18 protein-coding genes are annotated in these 21,158 nt (G+C 41.2%); 6 read left to right on the plus strand and 12 right to left on the minus strand.

Annotated features, from left to right (window positions below; genetic code table 11):
• Window positions 1-11: 11 nt before the first annotated feature.
• From IPJ09_16925 to IPJ09_16940, 4 genes are all read left to right on the plus strand, one after another.
• On the plus strand, window positions 12-1,493 hold the full coding sequence (locus IPJ09_16925; GenBank protein ID MBK7373091.1) for a DUF1501 domain-containing protein: 1,482 nt from the start codon (window positions 12-14) through the stop codon (window positions 1,491-1,493).
• 1 nt (window position 1,494) lies between these two features.
• Complete coding sequence (locus IPJ09_16930) at window positions 1,495-2,409, plus strand: TIM barrel protein (protein MBK7373092.1); 915 nt, start codon at window positions 1,495-1,497, stop codon at window positions 2,407-2,409.
• The gene (locus tag IPJ09_16935; GenBank protein ID MBK7373093.1) at window positions 2,409-3,812 is read left to right on the plus strand and encodes a hypothetical protein; all 1,404 of its coding nucleotides are present in this window, start codon (window positions 2,409-2,411) and stop codon (window positions 3,810-3,812) included. Before IPJ09_16930 ends, IPJ09_16935 begins: the two co-directional genes overlap by 1 nt.
• A 318-nt stretch (window positions 3,813-4,130) precedes the next feature.
• The gene (locus IPJ09_16940; GenBank protein ID MBK7373094.1) at window positions 4,131-5,042 is read left to right on the plus strand and encodes a hypothetical protein; all 912 of its coding nucleotides are present in this window, start codon (window positions 4,131-4,133) and stop codon (window positions 5,040-5,042) included.
• 60 nt (window positions 5,043-5,102) lie between these two features.
• On the opposite strand, the gene IPJ09_16945 is transcribed toward IPJ09_16940, so the two are convergent.
• From IPJ09_16945 to IPJ09_16960, 4 genes are all read right to left on the minus strand, one after another.
• The gene (locus IPJ09_16945; protein MBK7373095.1) at window positions 5,103-7,910 is read right to left on the minus strand and encodes a TonB-dependent receptor; all 2,808 of its coding nucleotides are present in this window, start codon (window positions 7,908-7,910) and stop codon (window positions 5,103-5,105) included.
• 574 nt (window positions 7,911-8,484) lie between these two features.
• Window positions 8,485-9,456 (minus strand): glycosyltransferase family 9 protein, encoded by a 972-nt coding sequence (locus IPJ09_16950; GenBank protein MBK7373096.1) that lies wholly within the window; start codon window positions 9,454-9,456, stop codon window positions 8,485-8,487.
• A gap of 21 nt (window positions 9,457-9,477) precedes the next feature.
• Window positions 9,478-12,627 (minus strand): M4 family metallopeptidase, encoded by a 3,150-nt coding sequence (locus tag IPJ09_16955; GenBank protein ID MBK7373097.1) that lies wholly within the window; start codon window positions 12,625-12,627, stop codon window positions 9,478-9,480.
• A 2-nt stretch (window positions 12,628-12,629) separates the two neighbouring features.
• On the minus strand, window positions 12,630-13,037 hold the full coding sequence (locus IPJ09_16960) for a hypothetical protein (protein ID MBK7373098.1): 408 nt from the start codon (window positions 13,035-13,037) through the stop codon (window positions 12,630-12,632).
• Between the two features lie 177 nt (window positions 13,038-13,214).
• Here IPJ09_16960 and IPJ09_16965 point away from each other — a divergent pair, with 177 nt between their 5' ends.
• On the plus strand, window positions 13,215-13,628 hold the full coding sequence (locus tag IPJ09_16965; protein ID MBK7373099.1) for a hypothetical protein: 414 nt from the start codon (window positions 13,215-13,217) through the stop codon (window positions 13,626-13,628).
• A gap of 185 nt (window positions 13,629-13,813) precedes the next feature.
• Window positions 13,814-14,878 carry a cysteine synthase family protein gene (locus tag IPJ09_16970; GenBank protein ID MBK7373100.1) on the plus strand — a complete coding sequence of 355 codons (1,065 nt, stop codon included), beginning with the start codon at window positions 13,814-13,816 and terminating at the stop codon, window positions 14,876-14,878.
• Between the two features lie 199 nt (window positions 14,879-15,077).
• Here the strand turns inward: IPJ09_16970 and IPJ09_16975 are convergent, their stop codons facing one another.
• The 8 genes from IPJ09_16975 to IPJ09_17010 form a co-directional block, all read right to left on the minus strand.
• Window positions 15,078-15,443 (minus strand): helix-turn-helix transcriptional regulator, encoded by a 366-nt coding sequence (locus tag IPJ09_16975; protein MBK7373101.1) that lies wholly within the window; start codon window positions 15,441-15,443, stop codon window positions 15,078-15,080.
• Between the two features lie 183 nt (window positions 15,444-15,626).
• A complete protein-coding gene (locus IPJ09_16980) occupies window positions 15,627-15,974 on the minus strand; it encodes an AraC family transcriptional regulator (protein MBK7373102.1) in 348 nt (115 codons plus the stop codon).
• A gap of 178 nt (window positions 15,975-16,152) precedes the next feature.
• Window positions 16,153-16,554, minus strand: a complete 402-nt coding sequence (locus IPJ09_16985; protein MBK7373103.1) for a c-type cytochrome — start codon at window positions 16,552-16,554, stop codon at window positions 16,153-16,155.
• Window positions 16,555-16,631: 77 nt separating this feature from the next.
• Window positions 16,632-17,522: a carbohydrate kinase gene (locus IPJ09_16990; protein MBK7373104.1), complete on the minus strand. Its 891-nt coding sequence runs from the start codon at window positions 17,520-17,522 to the stop codon at window positions 16,632-16,634.
• Window positions 17,523-17,596: 74 nt separating this feature from the next.
• Window positions 17,597-18,181 (minus strand): DUF1211 domain-containing protein, encoded by a 585-nt coding sequence (locus IPJ09_16995; GenBank protein MBK7373105.1) that lies wholly within the window; start codon window positions 18,179-18,181, stop codon window positions 17,597-17,599.
• 1 nt (window position 18,182) lies between these two features.
• On the minus strand, window positions 18,183-19,106 hold the full coding sequence (locus IPJ09_17000; GenBank protein MBK7373106.1) for a sugar phosphate isomerase/epimerase: 924 nt from the start codon (window positions 19,104-19,106) through the stop codon (window positions 18,183-18,185).
• Between the two features lie 17 nt (window positions 19,107-19,123).
• Entirely contained in the window at window positions 19,124-19,882 is a 759-nt protein-coding gene (gene deoC / locus IPJ09_17005) for a deoxyribose-phosphate aldolase (protein MBK7373107.1), read from the minus strand.
• 34 nt (window positions 19,883-19,916) lie between these two features.
• On the minus strand, window positions 19,917-21,008 hold the full coding sequence (locus IPJ09_17010) for a glycosyltransferase family 4 protein (protein ID MBK7373108.1): 1,092 nt from the start codon (window positions 21,006-21,008) through the stop codon (window positions 19,917-19,919).
• Between the last annotated feature and the right edge of the window lie 150 nt (window positions 21,009-21,158).

Raw genomic sequence — 21,158 nt, forward strand, 5'->3', positions numbered from 1 at the left:
AAGAAAAAAATATTTCCCTCGAAGCATATCACAGAGACCTGATCAGACATACTCGCAGAAACTTTCTACGCGAATCTTTTTTGGGCCTGGGAGGTATAGCCTTTGGCGCCGCGCTGACCGGGTGTAAATCTAAAAATGACGCCATACACAATCTCTCCTCCTATGATTCGATCCATCCGCTGGCTCCAAGAGCACCACATTTTGCACCAAGAGCCAAGGCAGTCATCTATCTTCATATGGCAGGCGCGCCGTCGCAACTGGAATTATTCGATTACAAACCGGAGCTAAAAAAAGTCGATGGCCTGGCTTGTCCCCAGTCTTTTCTCGAAGGCAAGAAATTTGCTTTTATTCGTGGAGTGCCTAAGATGTTGGCTTCGCAAGCAGATTTTAAACAATATGGACAAAGTGGAGCCTGGATCAGCAATTACCTTCCTCATTTCCAGACTATAGCTGACGAAGTGTCTTTCCTCAAAGCAGTATCTACTGATCAATTTAATCACGCTCCCGCCCAGCTGCTCATGCATACAGGCAGCGCGCGCCTGGGCAGGCCAAGTATCGGATCATGGGTGACTTATGGCCTGGGATCAGAAAACAGTGATATGCCGGGATTTGTCGTTTTAAATTCAGGTGGTCACAATCCAGATGCAGGTAAAAGTGTCTGGGGTAGTGGATTTTTACCTTCAGTATACCAGGGGGTGCAGTGTCGCAATGTGGGTGAACCCGTATTGTTCTTAAAGGATCCCGAAGGCATTCCAAGAGATCTTCGCAAAGCTTCGATCGATGCGATCAACGAGATCAATCGACAGGAATATACTGAATATGGTGACCCGGAGACACTAAGCCGAATCAGCCAATATGAGCTTGCCTATCGAATGCAGATTGCTGTGCCTGAGGTCATGAATATCAATGACGAACCACAATATATTCACGAGATGTATGGTACTCAACCGGGTAAGTCTTCTTTTGCCAACAACGCCCTCCTGGCCCGCAAGCTGGTGGAGAGTGGGGTGAGGTTTATTCAACTTTTTGATTGGGGATGGGATACTCATGGAAATGTGGCTGATGGATCGGTCGATGTAGGTCTCATCAATAAATGCAGGCCAATAGACAAAGCTATGACCGCACTCATTCTTGATTTGAAACAGCGTGGATTGTTAGAGGACACCTTGATAGTATGGGGAGGTGAGTTTGGCCGGACTCCGATGGCAGAAAACCGAGATGGCATCCCCAATAAGTACCCCGGCAGGGACCATCACTCAGAAGCATTCACGATGTGGATGGCAGGGGGAGGTATTAAAAAAGGACATACTTACGGGGCTACTGACGAAATGGGTTATTCCCCAGTCAGTGGAAGAGTCACACCTTACGATATACAAGCCACTATCCTCCATCAGTTAGGGTTCGATCATGAAAAATTTACATATTCCTTCCAGGGCAGGCCATACCGATTGACCGATGTAGCGGGCAAGCCGATCAAACAAATCATTGCTTAAAATGAATAGAAGAAAATTTATAAAAAATACCCTTGCCTCTACTCCAGTGATATTATCTTCATTAGAATTATTACCTTCCTCCACGCAGATTAAATCCCAGCTGGAGATCATCGTATTGGCCACCAATTGGGGATATTCAGGCACTATCGATAGTTTCTGTAAAAAGATTAAAGAAGCAGGATATCATGGATTGGAGATATGGTGGCCGGGGACCAAAGAAGAACAAAAAGAGTTGTTTGATGCTTTGGAAAAATACCAGCTCCAGGTGGGTTTTCTAACCAGTGGCAATGGTACTGAATATGAAGAACATGCCCGTACCTTTAAAATCAATATTGATGCCGCCATTGACAATATCCACCTCAGACCTCTATATGTCAATTGCCATTCCGGCAAAGACCACTTTAGGTACGATCATAATTGTAGCCTGATAGAATATACTCTGGATCGAATGGCCAAAACAGGGATAGACATACTGCACGAAACTCATCGGGGCAGGATGTGTTTTGCAGCTCATACCACGAGGCATTTTCTGGAAAAATATCCGGACATGTATCTCACACTGGACATCTCACATTGGACCAACGTACATGAATCGATGCTGGCAGACCAGTCTGAAAGTGTAGATCTGGCCCTGGGAAGGACAAAACATATACATGCCCGAGTCGGCCACGAAGAGGGACCCCAGGTCAATGATCCACGCGCTCCGGAATGGGCATACACTTTTAAAAAACATGTAGAATGGTGGGATAAAGCCATAGATCATCGTATCAAAGCAGGTAGTAAGAGAATGACCTTTCTCACCGAGTTTGGGCCACCCAATTATCTTCCTACTGTGCCCTATACCCATCTACCCTTGGCGGATCAATGGGATATCAATGTATATATGATGAAATTTTTAAAAGAAAGATATCAGTAGTGACCCAGTTTATAGCTCAGTTTCACCCGTTGGTGGTGCATTTGCCCATCGGCATGATGTTGATGGCCATTTTATTGAAAGTATGGAGTCGCCGTAGCAATGGATCTACATTTGAAAAAGTGATTCCGTTGGTGGTGGGTACCACCCTGGTCGTTAGTATCGCGTCAGTGCTCTCAGGGTATTTTCTTTCGCAAAGCGGAGGTTATCCCGAGACATTGTTATCCAATCATAAATGGTCTGGTTTTGGGTTTACCATCCTTGTTGGGTTCTTATTCTGGACCATAACCCGACAGTATAAAAATGCTGTACAGCATCTGGCCTGGGTGGCTAGTACGCTGGGATTATTTATCACAGGACATTTGGGAGGATCTCTAACCCATGGTGACGACTACCTTAATTTTAGTTTTAAAAAATACCAGCCTCCATTAGTCACCAATGTTGATTCAGCCTTGGTATATCATGATATCATCGAGCCTATTCTGGCTGAAAAATGTTGGTCATGCCATTCGGCAGTCAAGAAAAAAGGAGCTTTAAGATTAGACGGTATCGACCATATCCTTCAGGGTGGAAAGCATGGTGATATCCTTTCGAGTCTTCCGGAGCTAAGTAAGATGTATCATCGGATCACATTACCTACCTCTGACGAGGATCATATGCCTCCTTCCGGCAAGCCTCAGCCTACACCAGAAGAAATTAAACTCATCGAATGGTGGCTACAAAACGACCCTACTCAAGATAAATTGGTCTTACAGGCTTCTACCTCACCTGAGATCAGATATATCCTTGAAGAATTAACCGAAGGTTCGAAAGAACAAGCACCTGCACTATTGCCCGAGATGGTTATCCGGGCAGCAGATCCTCATGTTCTTAAATCCTTGGACAGCATTGGCATCCTGGTCCTACCCGTTGCACAAAACACCAACTATCTCAATGTGATACTGAACCGAGCTACTTTGAAAACCAGTGATTGGATGCTTTTAAAAAAAATTGCTCCAAATATAGCCTGGCTTTCAGCGAAAAATACTCAATTAAACGATACAACGTTGGAAGTTATAGCCGGGCTTGTGCACTTAATAAAATTGGATTTGACCGGAACTTCTTTAGACGATACCAATATTTCCAAATTGGCTTCATTGGCACAACTAAGGTCTCTTAATTTGACTGGCACTTCAGTCTCAGAAAAGGGATTGACTTCCTTGACAGCTCTCAATTCTTTAGAGGTTATTTATCTGTTTCAAAGTAAGGTGATGCCTGCCTCGTGGAGCCTGATTCAAAAGTCATTTCCTCACGCAAGGTTGGATTCTGGTCATTATATCGTCCCTATTTTCCATGGGGATACTACGGAGTATACGCTTGATCAATTAGCTATTGATAAAAAAGACAAAGAATTACATATTAATTAATTTCGTTATATATTTATTGTATATTTATAATACGCTGACTAATTCTAATCTTGGTTGACATGCTATCCAGCAAATATGCGTTAAATAATTTATAACCCAAATTTAACAGGCCCCCACTTCCTGACTGCCAGCACCTTAGATCACCCACAGTCAGAATCCGGCTGTGGAGGCTGCGCTTTGCTTAAACTTTACCTTATTTTTGGATGTCTAAAAGGCAGTTTCACAGAAACAATTAAGGCAGGTATTTTGATTATAACAGGCTTCACAAAGAGGCCGGGCTGTGTTTTGCGTCATTATATATAAAAAATAAAAATATTTATGCTATTGAAAGCTAATGAAATAAAAGGTTTGATTTGGGTCCATAGGTCAAGACTGGCCCTTACATATATATTGTATACCCTGGAGATGGCTGGCTCCCTAATTAGGCCCTTGCTGATCGGCAATGCTATCAATGACCTTATAAACAAAAGTTACGAAGGATTGGTCATCCTGACCATAATACACTTGTCGTGGTTAGTGATTAGTTATTTTAGACATCGGTTTGACACAAGAACCTACTCAGCTATCTATACTTCAATCATGAAGTCATTGACTTCAAAAGACACGCAACTCAATAATATAAGTAAACTGAGTGCCAGATCATCACTGACCAAAGACCTGGTGGACTTTATGGAATACGATGTCTATTTTATCCTTGAAGCGGGGTATAATATATTTGGGTCTTTAATATTATTGGCCTTTTACCAATCTTCCCTGGTATGGTTATGCCTTGCGATATTGTTTCCGGTAGGTATCATTGGTATGTGGTATGGCAGAAAAATGCGTCGCTTGCAAAAATCCAAAAATGATGAGCTGGAGAAACAAGTAGATGTATTGTCCCATGGCAATACCAATCTTATCCATGATCATTTTATCAAACTTCAGCAATGGCAAATCAGGATCTCCGATCAGGAAGCCATCAATTTTGGAATCATGGAAATCCTGGTCATTGTAGTCATATTTTTTTCTCTCATCATCACTACGGATTCTTCTACCAGCCCGGTTCTGGCAGGTGATTTTATTGGCATTTATTATTACCTGATCAAATTTTTAAACGGACTTGACACGATACCCTATGCTTTGCAACGATGGAGTACTTTGTCGGACATAGTAGAACGATTAGAACCTAAGCCCAAAAACATCCTGGATATACTACCTCAGGTATCATCTGCAGAGAACATAGCAGCATAATGAAAAAAGGGCTATTTGCAACGCGTGCTATAGCCCTTTGTTCTTGATTCGAGTGAGATATTATTTTTTCAAATTATAGGTTAACCTGGCATATACGTATCTGCCATTGAAACCAATGGGAGAGGTGCCGTCATATTGAAAGATACCATTGAAAGCCAGATCTTTTCTTGACTTGTCCGGATACACATCAAACAGGTTATTGGAACCGAGATAAACAGAAGAAGCCGATGAAAGTTTCCATCCTAATTCAAGATCGGTAGACACTTTGGCGCCATATCGTTGATAGACTATATTGCCAAAATCATTGTAATCACCAGATCGTACTGAACCGTATCGAATAAATCTCACCAGTGCATTGAATCGACTGGCATCATAGGTCGTCGAAAAATTGAAGGAGTTTCTTGGAGTAGCATTCTCAAATCGATTAAATTCTAACTCACCTAAAAGCGGTGTTTCAGAGTATTGTTTAAGTGCTGCAGGCGTAGTTACTTCATCTTTGTTAGTGATTTTGGTGCTATTAAAGTTGCCGCTCAAAATAAATTTCATCCTTCCTTTGCCTGCATCGATACCATACCTGGCGATAATGTCAAGACCACGGGTACGGGTGTTGAGCGCGTTGGTAAAATAGGCGCCTTGTGCAGCGCTGAGTCCTTGACCTATCAGATACTGCTCTAATAAGTCGACACCATTGCGTTCTATTCCGGCAAACTGTTCAGATAAAATCACCCGATCCCGGATATTGATCTGATATCCGTCAATAGTTAAAGCAAAGCTTTTTGCATTAAAAGTAATTCCACCACTCAGGTTGACCGATTTTTCAGCTTTAAGGTCAGTCGCTCCAAGCGCTTTAGCGATTTTTGTGCCTACAGGAAAAAATCCAGTTTCGATCAAGGAAGTGCCTAAAGTCGTAGTCTGAATAGCTGAATAATTGGACTGACCAAGAGAAGGGGCTCTAAAGCCTGTGCTGATAGCTCCACGAAGTGCAACTATGGGCGAGAGCTCGATCCGGGTTGCAAATTTTCCATTCGCGGCCAATCCAAAATCAGAGAAATTTTCCAGCCGGCCTGCAACAGAGGTAGTCCATCCCTTGGTGGGTTGTGTTTCTAATTCTGAGTAGATAGCCATACTGGATCGGCTGTCAGATACATTGTCTTTCCATCCGGGAAAACACTGACAGCCGGCTGCAGCTCTTGACCCTTTGTTAGGACCATCCTGAACACCTCCGGATATGGCATTGCCATCATAATAAGATGATATTTCGCCAGGACTGATTTTATAGTTTTCAAACTTAAGCTCAGCTCCGAGTGCCAGATTGAGAGGGCTGGCGAAATTCGAAGGGAAACTCCTGTTCATATCAAAATTGGTAGTGGCTTGTGTAAAATGTAAAGTACCATCATACATCTCTGTCTTTTGCTGAATGTCTTTGTCCGGAAAAGAAAATGCTCCAATATTACCTAGCGAAGTATTGTGTGTGTTCTTCATATCCAGTCTAAAGGCATTGGTGCCGATGACTTCACTCAGATCATAATTCCATTTTGAACCAATCTTTCCTTTTAGCCCGGCACCGAGTGAAAGGTCTGTTAGTTTAGCATTGATCAAAGGGAGGAATCCATCCGGATAGATCGATCGAATCGTGCGACTATCACTTGCTCTTCTAAAGAAACAACCTGACAGGCCATCCCGGTAATTGCCACCACCAAATAAATAGAAGCTGGTGTTATCTGACAATGGGCTTTCACCATTGAGAAATACACTAAAGTCATTAAACTTACTATCGCCATATCTGAAATTCTGAGTTCTATCAAAGCTATTTTCACGGGAGTCTCCACTGAAATAATTTATCCTCACATCATCCCCCTGGCGATTAGTCCTTCCTTGCAGGCGATACTGCCCACTTAAATAATAATTACCTTTGCCAATATTAAATCCTTTGCCAACATGCAGGTTGACACGCTGGCCATCCGTGATCAATTCTTTTTTTACTTTGGTCAAATAATCAAAAGAAAATAAAGGACCATTATTGTCCTGTAAGGATTGATTGGTAATGCCATCAAATAGACCTTCCCCTGGTTTATATCCTTTTTCAAAATTAGTAAAGTGTGAGCCGGTACTCATCTCAAAGTCAAAGCCGGCATCTTTTTTAAGAATAATATTGATTACACCAGCGATGGCATCTGACCCATATTGTGCAGATGCTCCGTCGCGCAATACCTCTATTCGCTCGATGGCGCTGGAAGGAATCGAATTGATGTCTACGCCCGTACTGCCTCTGCCGACAGTACCATTGACATGTACTAACGCACTGGTATGTCTACGCTTACCATTGACCAGGATGAGCACTTGGTCGGGACCCAGACCTCGAAGTGTGGCAGGTCTGAAATGGTCTGATCCATCAGTGATAGAAGGCTTGGTGACACTATACGAAGGTACCAGATTTTGAATGGCTTGTATCGTCTGGGTGGCACCTGAAGAGCGAAGGTCTTTGGACCCGATGATATCGACCGGTACAGGAGAGTTGATTACAGTACGCTCACCACCACGGGTACCAATGACGACGATTTCATTAAGTCCCAGGATGTCTTCTTCCATAGTAACATTTAACTCTAGAGATCCACTGGAAATAGTTACATCTTTGGTCACTGGTATATATCCTAAATAAAGAAACCTCACCTTATATTGCCCCGGAGGCAAGACGACACTGTATTGTCCATCTTCATCAGAGATTGTGCCTAGGCTCGAATTTAGTACTTCGACCGAGGCGCCTATGATCGGCTGTTTGGCGGCATCACTGATTATACCAGACACGGTCTGACCTACAGCAGTGGATACAACCATAAGTCCAAAGAACATTAGTGTAATAAATTTCATGTTTGTTTAATTTTGGTTAGTTAAAAATAGGAATTAGGGGGAAATTACAAAATAATCAGGTAATTATAATACACTTATGTTTGTAACCCCCATTTGGGAAATGCTCTGCCAAAGACCAGCATTATGGCCTGTTATTTTCATCAAGAACAAGATTGCAAAGAATCTTTTCGATGAAATTCTGAAATTAAAATTTTGATAAAAGATACTTGCAATACCAATACCAATGACTCATGACTCACATGACCCAAAATGCAATTGAGCCTATTGCGATGCTGATGATAATAAACAAAATGACCAATATGATTTTTTTCCAGTGTACTTCCTGAAGAAAAGATTTAATGTATATCATGAAATAGAGGGGTGTTCAAAAGATCCTGAGACATAGAATCCCGATCAGCTTTAATACATCTGGAAGTCAATCGCCGTCGTAACCTCAGATTATTATTTAGAGAGTTTGACCAAAATCTGAAGTACCCATGATCCTGAATTGAAAGCAAGTAATCTCTGTAAATCAATTAACAATGATTTTAATAAAAAAGTCTTACAGATGATTGGTAAAACGTGGTCGTCTTAGTTATATGGATAGAACTATTTTGTTCACATCCTGCTGCTGCATACAATCAAAATGGCCTTTTGGACAATGATCTCTGCCAAACCTTGCACATGGTCTGCAATTCAAACCCGATACTTCGAAAGATTGGTTGAGGTCAGGAAAATGAGCACCATAGAAAGGCCAGAAACCAAACTCCGCGAGGGTGCTGCCCCAGACACTACGTATAGGTTTTTTCAAAGCAGCAGCTATATGCATCATACCCGTATCCGGTGCTATCACCATGAATGATTGTGCCAATAGGGAGGCAGATTGGCTTATGGAGTATCTTCCACAAGTATTGATCACCCGATCCGATTCAAGTAGCTTGCCTTCCCGTTCCTCTGCTTTGCCACCGATGATTACTATAGGCCACTTGGTAGCCAGGTCAGCCGTCAGCACTTGTAGTTTCTCAACAGGGATCCTTTTGGTAAAATGTGCTGCTCCGATCACCAATGCGATATAAGGTGATTGGACAGCAATCGTTTTTAAGTCAACTTTGTCTTTTTCCGGAATAAAGTAATCTAAGCCCTGACCATCGTCTTCTACCAGATATTTTTTTAGGGACTCAAGGTATCTTATCGCGATATGATCTTTAGGCAATCTGATTATTTTAAAATATACGGCCAACCATTTGGCTAGATTCCCTTTGTGATAAGTTACCACGGGCACCTGCCAGAGTCGAAGCCGGATTAATCTGGACCGAAGATTGTTGTGCAGATCGAGTATGAGGTCGAATCCTTCAGCTTTTAATGAAGGGACCAACTCGCCAAGCGACGACTCTAGCAGCCAAATTTTTTCAATGTATGGGTTGGCAACCAACAGATCTTTGAAAGCACTTTTGGTAAGATAATGGACTTCACAGTTCGTTTGAGTTTTTAGACATCGTACTGCCAGCGTGGTCAATACGATATCCCCTAATGAACTAAGACGAATGACTAATACCTTCTTCAACAATTCCGGAAAGGTAAAGGAAATTTACTGTTTGATAAATTTCAAACTACCTCCTATACCGTCTAGGGTGAGATTGATGACATACATGCCTGCCTGAAGTTTATCTACAGGGATACTCCATGACTGATCACCCGCACCAAACTTCTTGTTTGCTGACCACACCATTTTACCCATGAGATCGTATACCCCTATTTTATTCGTTTTGATAGAAGATGGTTGCTTCCATTGTAAAGTGATAAGATCGGTGGCTACAGGATTGGGAGACAATCTGGCTCCGAATCGCTTAGCGAGATCATCTTTGGCAGAGGTGGTGATGGTTCGTTCACCATTGGCAAACCATACACCGAGCTTGGCGTTCTGAACCAATGCAGTGGCAAAGCCAACAGGACTAATTTTGCTTTTATCTACTTTTATCTGACCCAGGACTTTGGTATTGGAGTTAGTATTGGCATTAAACAAGACTCTGTCGTCCGCCGTAGAAAAATTAGGAAAACACAACTGACCATTGACAAAGATAGTATCCAGGGTGCCGGTTTCAGTATTGCCGCCGAGTAAAAGATAAGTGGTCTGGGATGCTGTGGCTCCCTCAATGAGCATATCCATAGCGATGATATGAGGGCTGTTTTTGGAGAATGTCGCATTACCTACACTTGTTTTCTCAGGAAGTTGACTGAATAATTTTGCGATTTTCCCATCGGCCCAGGTAGCTCTTTCGCCATCAAACACCCGCAAGAAAGAAATATCCCAATACACGATATCCACTCCACTGGAGTTGCGTATGGTGCTCTGAGCATCATACATAATCTCCTGGCTCGTATGATCAAACTCCATTGCATCAGCATAATCTACAGCACCTGTAATTTTACCTGTAGAATAGGTTGGATTGTAGAGATCAAATACTCGCCACTCACCGCTTTGACCAATGGTATAGTCAAATACATGAATTTTGTTTTCTTTGATATCTTTGATAGCGGCAACTCGGTTGCCATCTTTTGATATCACCGCATTGCGCCAGATGGGATCACTTTGCAATACGCCGGTCTCTGTGATCTTATTTTGAGCCCAATCGATGATGATATAATGTATTTTTTTGTCTTTACCTACAAATATGATACCCGACCCATCGTCAGTGACGCTGGCTCTACTGAGCGGAGGTTTCGAAGACAGTGGATTGGAAATGAGTTTACCAGTGCCATCTGCCATATACAGGGCTGATTGTGCATCATCCGTAAAAATAATAAAATCCGTACCAGGGTTGGTCACTACATCCGTCTGTGTTGGAGTAGACGCTCCATCCAGGATACCTACGGCATCATAGGCGGCTTTGGCTGCTACTACTTCCGCGCTGCTTGCACCATAAAGATCTGTAGCAGACTGAATCACTGCTTTGCGGCAATCTATAAATCTTGAACTTCGGGTAAGATATCTGGTCAGTGTACGATAATATACTTTCTCCGCCTTGTCAAGGTCATTGATAGAAGTAGCATATTTGTAAAAAGCCCAATTATTGATACCGCTATTGATATGGACTCCGCCATTATCCTTGGTACCCTCGTACCGCTCCAAGTAAATACGAGGTTGATATCCATTGTCATTCAATTGATTACCACCATTATGAGGATCGATAAAACTTCGCAGCGCCCCGGTGGGAAATACTGATTTTTTGACCACATCTTCTCCTATGAGCCAATCATCACGATCGATTAATCGTCCAAATATATCCGCAAATGACTCATTCAAGGCACCACTTTCTGATTCATAATCCAGGTTGGCAGTAGCCTGTATCACCCCATGGGACATTTCGTGACCCGCTACATCGAGTGCTTTGGCCAAGGGCGTAAAAGCATCTTTGCCGTTGCCATAATACATGGATTCGCCATCCCAAAAAGCATTATCCATGGAGGTGCCATCGTCCTCAGCAACATTGATGAAAGAAAGGATATTTCCTCCGCGGCCATTGATGGAATTCCTATTATGCTTGTTCAAATAATATTCGTAGGCAAGGCCCGCATTCTGATGGGCAGAGGCTGCTGCCACGCTGATCCAGCCTGAATTGGAAGTAGAATTGATTAAATTCGAGTTAAAGGTTCTGGGATTAGCAGGGCTTCTGTTATGCCCGTCAAAGGTCCAGATCACGCCTATAGGTTCTTCATTGTCAGCTCCAATAGTTTTAAACATAGCACGGGTAGCATCGACGAGATAGTACCTGCCAGCGTCGAGATAAGTATTAAGTATAAGATTTCGGCCCTGAAGATCGATAGCTTGGCTAGTAGCTTTACCGTCAAAATCAAACTTGTAATTACTTATATGATTTGATTTTGGAGAAGAAGCGGCATTATTTTGACTAAGAAAAGATGTCTGATCAATCGGAAGAAAAGTGCATAAGTTTTTATATTTCTTTATAATCTCTCCAGTATGGGCATCTACTCTGTACTCCCATTGTTCAAACCCATTGACAATGATAGAAACAGCATAAGCCAGATGGGCTTTTTTGTTTTTATCATAAAATATAATCTCTTCACTTGAGAAAAGCTTTCGGCTTGAAGGTTTGTCCAAAGCAAGGAGGGCATCAGGGTCTTTACCCATAGTCATCAAATCTGCCTTGATGAGTGTTTCGACTTGTGCAATCGGCAAAGTGGCATGAATATCCAGGTCAGTCGGAGTAGCATATACAGTACCATTGACTTGATTCATGATATTGTTTTTGCCATGTATGATGATCTCACCCCCATACACCGGTATACCTTTATATACTTGTCTTACTTTAATATGCTGCATGCCCAGATCATCAGTCTCTGTGCTTTGATATTCAAATTCCCGGGTCACATCCTGCACCTTCATTTTATCTTTGAATTGATGGAGGAAAGCAAAGACAGAAGAATTGGCAGCTCTTAGATTGAAACTGACTTTCTGATCACTCTGAGCCCAAAAGGAAGATTGATCGAGGTAGTCCATATTGGAAAGTGCAGGAATAGAAGTCAGCGGACCCATCCGGAGGCTCTTGCGAATCTCACTTGGCTCATTGGTGTTAAGGTGGTTGGACAGTCCTGGTACCTTTTTTGCAGGCTGGAGTACTGTCGAACCTGGAACCTGGTTTCCAAAATTGATGTTTTTAAAACCAGATTGGCCTAAACCCAACTGTGTAAGGGTAAGTAAAAAAATTACAAAACGCATAGTTAGATCTTTTTTTTATCAGTAGTAGTGACGATATGTTTTAAGAGAGAGTAATATAGCTTTAAGTTTCCAGGGACATCTTCTGCTCCACCCCATACAAGTTTTTGCCTGGATGCTTTGTCCGCATACTCAATAAACTGATAGGTGTTGGCGGGTTGATTAAGTTGCATGGCAGGTATGCCTAAAAAAGCATAATTGCTAAAGATTTGTTTGGTTTCTCCGGTCGGTAGTCTTTTGATGAAAGTGTATTCAGCGTCATTTAAGGATTGTTTTTTGTATAAATCTCCACTTTCAAGCAATGCATAGGTAGTCTCTATCCCGGCAAATCCACCTCCCTGACCAAAATAAATGATGTCTTTTGGATAGTTGGCGATCTTTTTTTGTGATAATCCCGGCTGGTTGAAACTCATAATCAGGAGGAAAAATACAACCGATCTTATTAAACTTATTACTTTCATTTATCAGTATGACGAAAATTTAAAGTATCGTCACTGTACGGAGTTATAAAATTAACTCCTAATGCATTGCAATTCTACAAATTAATATGTACTTTTGAAAATCTTCATTCACAAAAAAAATTGATAAGTATGAAACAATTGTTTTTATTAGTCTGCATGATTGCTATGGTCAGCATCGGACAGAGTCAAAGTTGCCATTCCATGGCAGGTGCTTCCGGATGTTGTGCAAGCAAAGCTGCTGCTATGGTTGCTGCTCAGGATGCAGGTCTGTTAATCAAAAAAGATGTCGCTACAGGGGACATTAGTTATTTGAAAAAGTCGTGTTCTTATAGTGCGAATTCCTCGATGGTAGAGATGAGCTTTGATCCTGCTTCTGGCAATTTTGTCAATAAAGCACCTACGAGTTCTAATGAAATGTATGCAATGCCTGTATCCAGCAACTCCACCTCAGAAGTGAAAAAAATGGATTGTAGCCAAATGAGCAAAGCAGAGTGTGCTGAGAAAATGGCGAAAGGTGAGTGTCATCCTAAATCAAAAACTTAATACCGCTACATACTTACAAGTTAATTAACGCATATATAAGCCGCTATAAATCTATAGTTTGTAGCGGTTTATTTATTTTTACTCTATATAATTATAAACGTACCTGGATTAGAACCTTTATTGGATATTAAATCTATCTTTGCATCACCCCTCCAAACTCTATCACATTATACAAATTAAAGCATATGGCTTTTTCCTATTTCAACTCTGTAGATGAAACCATAGGGAATACTCCAATCATCAAATTGCAGTCTATCTCTGCCCAGGTCAATTCAAATGTATACGCCAAATTTGAATCTTACAATCCGGGGCATTCGGCGAAGGATCGAATAGCTTTGTATATCATCAACAAAGCAGAGCGTGAAGGAAAGTTAAAACCTGGTGGTACCATCATAGAATGTACCTCCGGCAATACAGGTAGATCACTGGCTATGATTGGGGGCCATCGTGGTTACAAATGTATTTTTACGGTACCGAATAAAATCAGTGAAGAAAAGAAAAGAATTCTGGTAGCACTTGGTGCCGAGGTACATGTATGTCCTGCTTCTGTCAAGCCAGAAGATCCAAGGTCTTATTATAGTCAAGCCCAATTTTTCGCGGACAGCATTCCCAATTCATATTTTGTCAATCAGTACTATAATATGGACAATGTCGATGCACATTACCATATCACCGGTCCTGAAGTGTGGGAGCAAACCAATGGTGAAATCACGCATTTCCTTGCTTGTTCTGGAAGTGGCGGCACTTTGAGCGGCACTTCAAAATACCTGAAAGAACGCAATCCCAATATTCGGATTATAGGTGTAGATGCATATGGCTCGGTACTTAAAAAATATTTTGAAGAAGGTGTTTTTGACAAATCGATCATCAAACCATACGCACTCGAAGGGGTAGGTAAAAACATTATTCCATTGACTTTTATCACAGATCATCTCGACCAAATGGTCCAGGTAAAGGATCAGCTAGCGATCAAAAGAGCGATTAAGCTGACAGCTGAAGAAGGCCTCATGATCGGTCCCAGTGGCGGGGCAGCGATACAGGGTGTGTTTGAAATACGCAAAAATTTAAAACCAACTGACCAAATACTCATCTTGGTGCCAGATCACGGTAGCCTTTACCTGAGCAAACTATATGACGATGAATGGATGAATGAAAATGTCTATCACAAACCCAGGAAAAACAAGTATGGTATACCTTCTTATCATCGCATGAAGAAATTGCTCAATGGTATATATGAGAGCTATAAATAAAGCTTGCCTTTAAGGAAAAGGTGCAGGATCATTCAATCATGCACCTTCTGAAACTAGAATTTGTCTGAAAATATAATGGAGTGTGTACAATAGGTCAAATTGTCCTGATATTTTAGCTTAGTCATATTTTGTAATCAAAGATGGTGCTTGTCTATGAGGTATTTCTGCCAAAATAATGATACCATACAGACATATTATCTTATACAGTTGAAGTTAAAAGAGAAGGTTTTATGCCAAACCGTTTTTCGAATATATCAGAGAAATATCTTGCATCGTGGTAACCCACAGCAAAGGTGACTTCCTTGACGCTCATTTTATGACCATTTTCGAGCAAATCCTTTCCTTTGAGTAATCTTAATTCCTGAAGAGATTGGTTAGGCGTAAGTGGAGATATCTCTTTGAATCGTCGGTAGAACTGTCTTTCGCTCAAGTTCATTTTTTTAGCCACAAAACTGATCCTTAGCCTTCTGTCCTTAAGATGATGGATATAGATTTGATATACCTCCTCTAACCATGCTTTATCATGTGGAGAAATTGTAATTGATGAATTGTTTTTTGTAACCATAGGCAGCTTGCTGAAAATCGCTTTTGAACTTAAAATCCTATATGATCAAAAATCCAAAAGGTAACTGATGTAATTCTGCCATTCTAGTGCTGCTAAACTGCCATATCTGCTATTTTTTTGGTTTCTTCTATATTAGCAGGAGGTATTTACTTAATAATCGGATAAAATAGTACCAGCTGGCTATTAAATAAGTTTGGATATTTTGGAAGGCCTTATCCCAAATCGTTTCATAAATAAATTTGAAAAATATCTCGAGTTATTGAACCCAATAGCATAGCCGACTTCTTTGACTGTGATCGCCTTGCTTTGTAACAGCATGTTTTTGGCCTTTTGTAACCGCATCTCCTGAAGAAATCGATTGGGGGTCAGATCAGTATATTGTTTAACCTTTCGATGAAACTGTCTTTCACTGATTGAAAAATGATCGGCGATTAACTTTACTTTTAGATTGCCTTTGGACAAGCATTGTTGATAATGGTGCTCGACCTTTGAAATCCAACTGTCATCAAACGAGGTTTCAGCTTTAAACATCTGTTTTCATTTTATTGATATTACATAAATGATTGGAAGCCATTTAATACAGGCTTCAGAATAGAAGTGTAATGAATCAATAAAATGTCAGCTTTGTAGCACCAGATTTAAATAAAAAAAACCCGGTGGATTGAAAATCACCGGGTTTCGCCTTCTTATTGTGAGAAATTTTATACTACTACATACTTGGAACTTTTTCTCCACGATGACAAGACATACAAGTCAATTTATGTTCTGATTTGAATTTTTTAGTGATATATTTTTTATTGATACCGTTAGTCATCTTGACCATTTCACGAGTCATATCCTTTTCTGGCTTAGCATCAGATACAAAATCCCATTGGCTGAAGGGCGCACCTTCTTTGGATACATGACAAAAATTACATTTTACTCCCAATGCTTTTGTCCACGATTGCATAACGGCTTTCAAGTCATCTCCTTTGACATCCTTGAGTACCTTCATATTTTGAGGACTGGTAGGCCAAGTCCAACTATCTTTGGGTTGGAAGGCAAATTCACAAAAGAAAGGAATAGCAACGATGATTGCAAAAATTCCAAGTTTGCTGGTCAATGATTTCATATAATTTTTAGAATTAGAGCATTAATGTATGACAATATTTTTTATCAGCAAAATGTTTGATACTAAAAGTGAATATATTAGTCTATAGACATTAGTTGATTCAATGCCGGGCCAAGATCAAAATCCGGGGTGGCACCAGATCTGGCGGCTACCGAAGCTCCCATAGCACAAGCATATCGAAGGCATTCCTCAGGGGAAAGACCTGACAAGGCCTTGGCCAAAAACATCGCCAAAAAAGAATCACCGCTCCCTATTGTATCAACCACCTCTACTTTGTATCCCGGATGAGAATAGGATGAGTCCCGATCATAATAAGCTGCACCCTGATCCCCTCTGGTCACCAGGATCATGTCTACCTCCGGGAAAGTGTTCAATAACAAATTTGCCTGATCAGATTCGTTGTTTGTCACCAGGCCAAACCAGGATGTGATGAGCGTTAACTCCTCATGATTGATTTTGATCCAGTCAGTATTAGAAAACAAATGATGCACGAGTTCCTGGTTGTAAAAAGGTGTCCGTAAATTGATATCACAGATCTTTAAGGAAGCCACGGTCCACAATCGCTGCAAGGAGCGGCGATTGATCTCAGACCTGCAAGCCAATGATCCGAATACGAGGATAGGGGCTAATGGGGTAAGGTTGGATAAAAGTTCTTCTTTGATTTTAATAAAATCCCAGGCTGCCGGAGCTTGTATATTGTAGCTGGCTTCTTGTTTTTCATTCAGTTGGACAAGGACCTGACCTGTAGGTTGGTCATTCCATTGTATCAGATCGGTAGGTATCAGTTTACTTCGTAGAAAGTCTGCCAATTCATAGCCAAGATCATCTTTGCCTAAGGCTGTTAAAGGTGATGCATTCAATCCAAGTCGGTGCAAGTGGAAGGCTACATTCATGGGAGCTCCGCCGGGCATTTTGCCTTGGGGTAACATATCCCAGAGTATTTCGCCAAAACAGATTATTTTTTGCATAGGAGGCCAAAATAGAAAGATTAAATAAAAAAATATAATAGAACAGAGGAGTTCAACCTCTTTCTTCTATTACGCTATATATCCCTGCTCAAAGCGGCTTCTATGTCCTTGTCCGGAATAAACCATATTCCAGCGACCAAGATAAATAACACAGCACTGACTATGGGATAATAAAAAGCGAAGATAAGTGCTAGTAAATAAGCTATGTTAGAAAGAAGTCCTTTATGTGTTTGATGCCGGAGCAGCTCCATCATATCAGGATAGTCTCTGTGCGATTTTTTTATGCTCAGGAGCAACAAAAAATAAGCTAAACCACAACAATTGCATGAAACGGCATAAAGAATGACTGGTTCTTTAGCAAAATTGCTTTCGCCCATCCAGGCCGTGACGAAAGGTACTAATGACAACCAAAAAAGCAAATTAAGATTGGCCCAAAGGACTCGGCCATGTACTTTTTTGATGGAATGCAATAAATGATGATGATTAACCCAATAGATGCCCAAGCCGATAAAGCTCAGTACATAACTTAAGAACACTGGAGTAAGTTTGCTCAATGCTTGCCAACTGGTATCATGGGGAACTTTCATCTCCAGGACCATAATGGTGATGATAATGGCTATGACGCCATCACTAAAAGCTTCTAGTCGGGATTTGGTCATATTAAGAAGATAAAAACTGAGACACAAAATTTCGGGCAGTTAGTATGGATGCATAAATATCCTCCCGCGAACCTTCATAAGCCTTGTCTTCAACTTCAATACATACTGGTCCTCTATACCGTACACTGTTCAGGGCAGAAAAAAAATCCCTCCATCTTACATCACCCAGACCCGGAAGCTTAGGACTGTGATACTCTAAGGGGTAAGCCATGATGCCTACCTTATTCAGTTTTTCAGGATATACTTTAGCATCCTTGAGATGGATATGATGCAGTCTGTCAGCATAATGGTAGATCGGGGCCACCTCGTCCATGCGTTGCCAGATGAGATGAGATGGATCATAGTTGAGACCAAAGTACTTTGATGGCAAGATATCAAATAGTCTGTCCCAGATGGCAGGTGTAGTGGCTAGATTTTTACCACCCGGCCATTCATCCCGAGTGAATAACATCGGGCAATTTTCTATACCAATTTTAATGTGCAGCTCTTCTGCCAGTGCAATGATCGAGGGCCACACCTCTTTAAATCTTGATATATTATAATCTACATCCCTGGCGGGGTCCCTGCCTACAAAAGTATTCATCACCGGGATATTCAAACTTTTACACGCTTTGATCACCTTTTTGATATGATCTATGTAATATTTTGATTGTTCAGCATCATCATCTAATGGGTTGGGATAATACCCCAGCGCAGAGATCCCTACTTTATATTTTAGTTGAAGTTGAATGATGTGCTCTATCGTGTGCATATCTAATTGGTCTACATCTATATGGCAAACGCCTGCATATCGTCGGGCATCTTTGTTAGAGGCAGGCCAGCACATAATCTCAACACATGAAAAACCATGGGTAGAAGCAAAGACAAATACCTCCTCTAAAGTATGATCGCCAAGTATAGCGGATACAAATCCAAGTGAAAACATGCTTTGATTTTTTAATATTAATATCCTTTGACCTCTTTGATGATGGCATCAGATGGATTCAAACCAAGTCTTTTTTTGGCATCTTCCAGCATAGCCACACTAGCAGTAGCCCCGATTCGTGTGACCCCATGCGATCTGAAGAGCAACAGATCATCTAAAGTGCGGATGCCACCGGCAGCTTTTATTTGGATATCATGATTACAATATTTACGCATGAGATCGACATCCGGGATAGTCGCCCCCTGATAGGTATATCCGCCTTGAGGGGACTTGACATATCCATAGCCAGTGCTGGTCTTTACAAAAGCTACGCCTACTTTATTACAAATAGTACAAAGCTTGATTTTTAACTTGGTGTCAGGCAAAAAATCATTTTCAAATATCACTTTCAGGATAGCCCCGTTTTTTACACATATTTTATTGACTGCAGTGATATCTTTTTTGATATATGCCCAATCTTTGGACAATACTTTTCCGGCATGGATCACCATATCAATCTCTGTGGCGCCTTCAAGAATAGCGAGCTTTGTCTCAGCTACTTTTATTTTAGTAGTATTATTTCCATGTGGGAATCCAATAACTGAACATACCTTAGTTTTAGAATGCCTGACAAGATGATGAGCTTGTTTGACAAACATCGGTTTCACACATACGGTAGCCATGCCATAAGCCACCGCTTGGTGACAGCCTTCAGTCATTTCATCGTCCGTCATGGTCGGGTGCAGCAATGAGTGATCGATCATGCCTGCGATTTCTTTTAGCGTCCAATCTATCATAATTCAAATGATTATATCTGTGAAAATAATTAATCTAACTGAATGATCGGTGTATCAGAGCACTTAGTTTTTTTGCAGACACCAGCCAGTCAAAATCTTTGGCCCTCATCAATCCTTTTTGAATCATAGTACCTGGATCAATTAAAGATGTCGACATGGCCTCAGCTACTGCTAAAGAGTCCGTGGGATTGACGAGTAAAGCCGCCCCTTGGGTGATCTCAGGGTAACAGGATCTGTCAGCAGCTATCACCGGTACTCCGGTTTGAAAAGCCTCAACCAACTGGATACCAAATCCTTCATATTCTGATAGATTGATGAGGGCGGCGGCAAATGCCAAAAGTTGGACTTTTTTTTCTTCTGACAGATAACCAGTCTCCAGGATGTCCTTTTTGTTGGGGCTTTGAGCCAATGAATGCAAGAATTTGTCATGTTTACCCATTCGTCTGCCCGCCAGGACCAATTGATGGTTGGTCTTATACTTCGATTTAAACAGATCGAATGCTTTAATAATGAGGTCCACGTTTTTTCGATCGTGTATAGAGCTAATGGATATAAAATAAGGGTATTCCGGAGGAATTGATAGTGGGGAAGGCCGGACATTTATGCCAGCTGCATTGGATAGGATCTCGATTTTTTGCGAACCTACTCCGTAGTGCTTAATGATTTCTTTTTTTGAAAAATCACTGACAGTAATCAGATGGGTCGCCTTACGGATATTCCTTTTTAATATATATTGATAGTAGAATCTGTGATCCCAGGGTAAAGCATCCGGCAATACCAATGGCGATATATCATGGATCGTGATGATGGACGGGATTAGAAGGTTGTCCGGCAAAATTGGTTCAGGGGAATAATAAAGATCCGCCTGGTATTTTATCAATGCCTTTTTTAGACTGATCTCTGTCCAATACCACAATAATAGTGGATGACGGGATACCGGGTATAAGGATACCGCTCTGACCTGGGCACCCGGGGGCACGATAATGTCTTGTCGTCTATCATAAAATAGTATAAACTCATGTTCAGGATGGAGCAGGATGAGTCGTGATATTAATTCATAAGCATGCCTGCCGATGCCTTCCAACTTGTCATGAAGGAGCAATCTGGCGTTGATAGCTATGCGCATCACACAAAGATGGAAAAAATGCTTTATTAAATGGAGAGTAGTCGACTCATTGGCTTTCTTAACCAAAATCAAAAGGCGATTATTAAAGCGGTGGATGAATTGGTTTAACAGGTTGTCTTCTAATTAAGATTATTCTTGGATAGAGTTCTT

The sequence above is a fragment of the Saprospiraceae bacterium genome (assembly GCA_016709995.1).
Classification (GTDB): Bacteria; Bacteroidota; Bacteroidia; order Chitinophagales; family Saprospiraceae; genus JADJLQ01.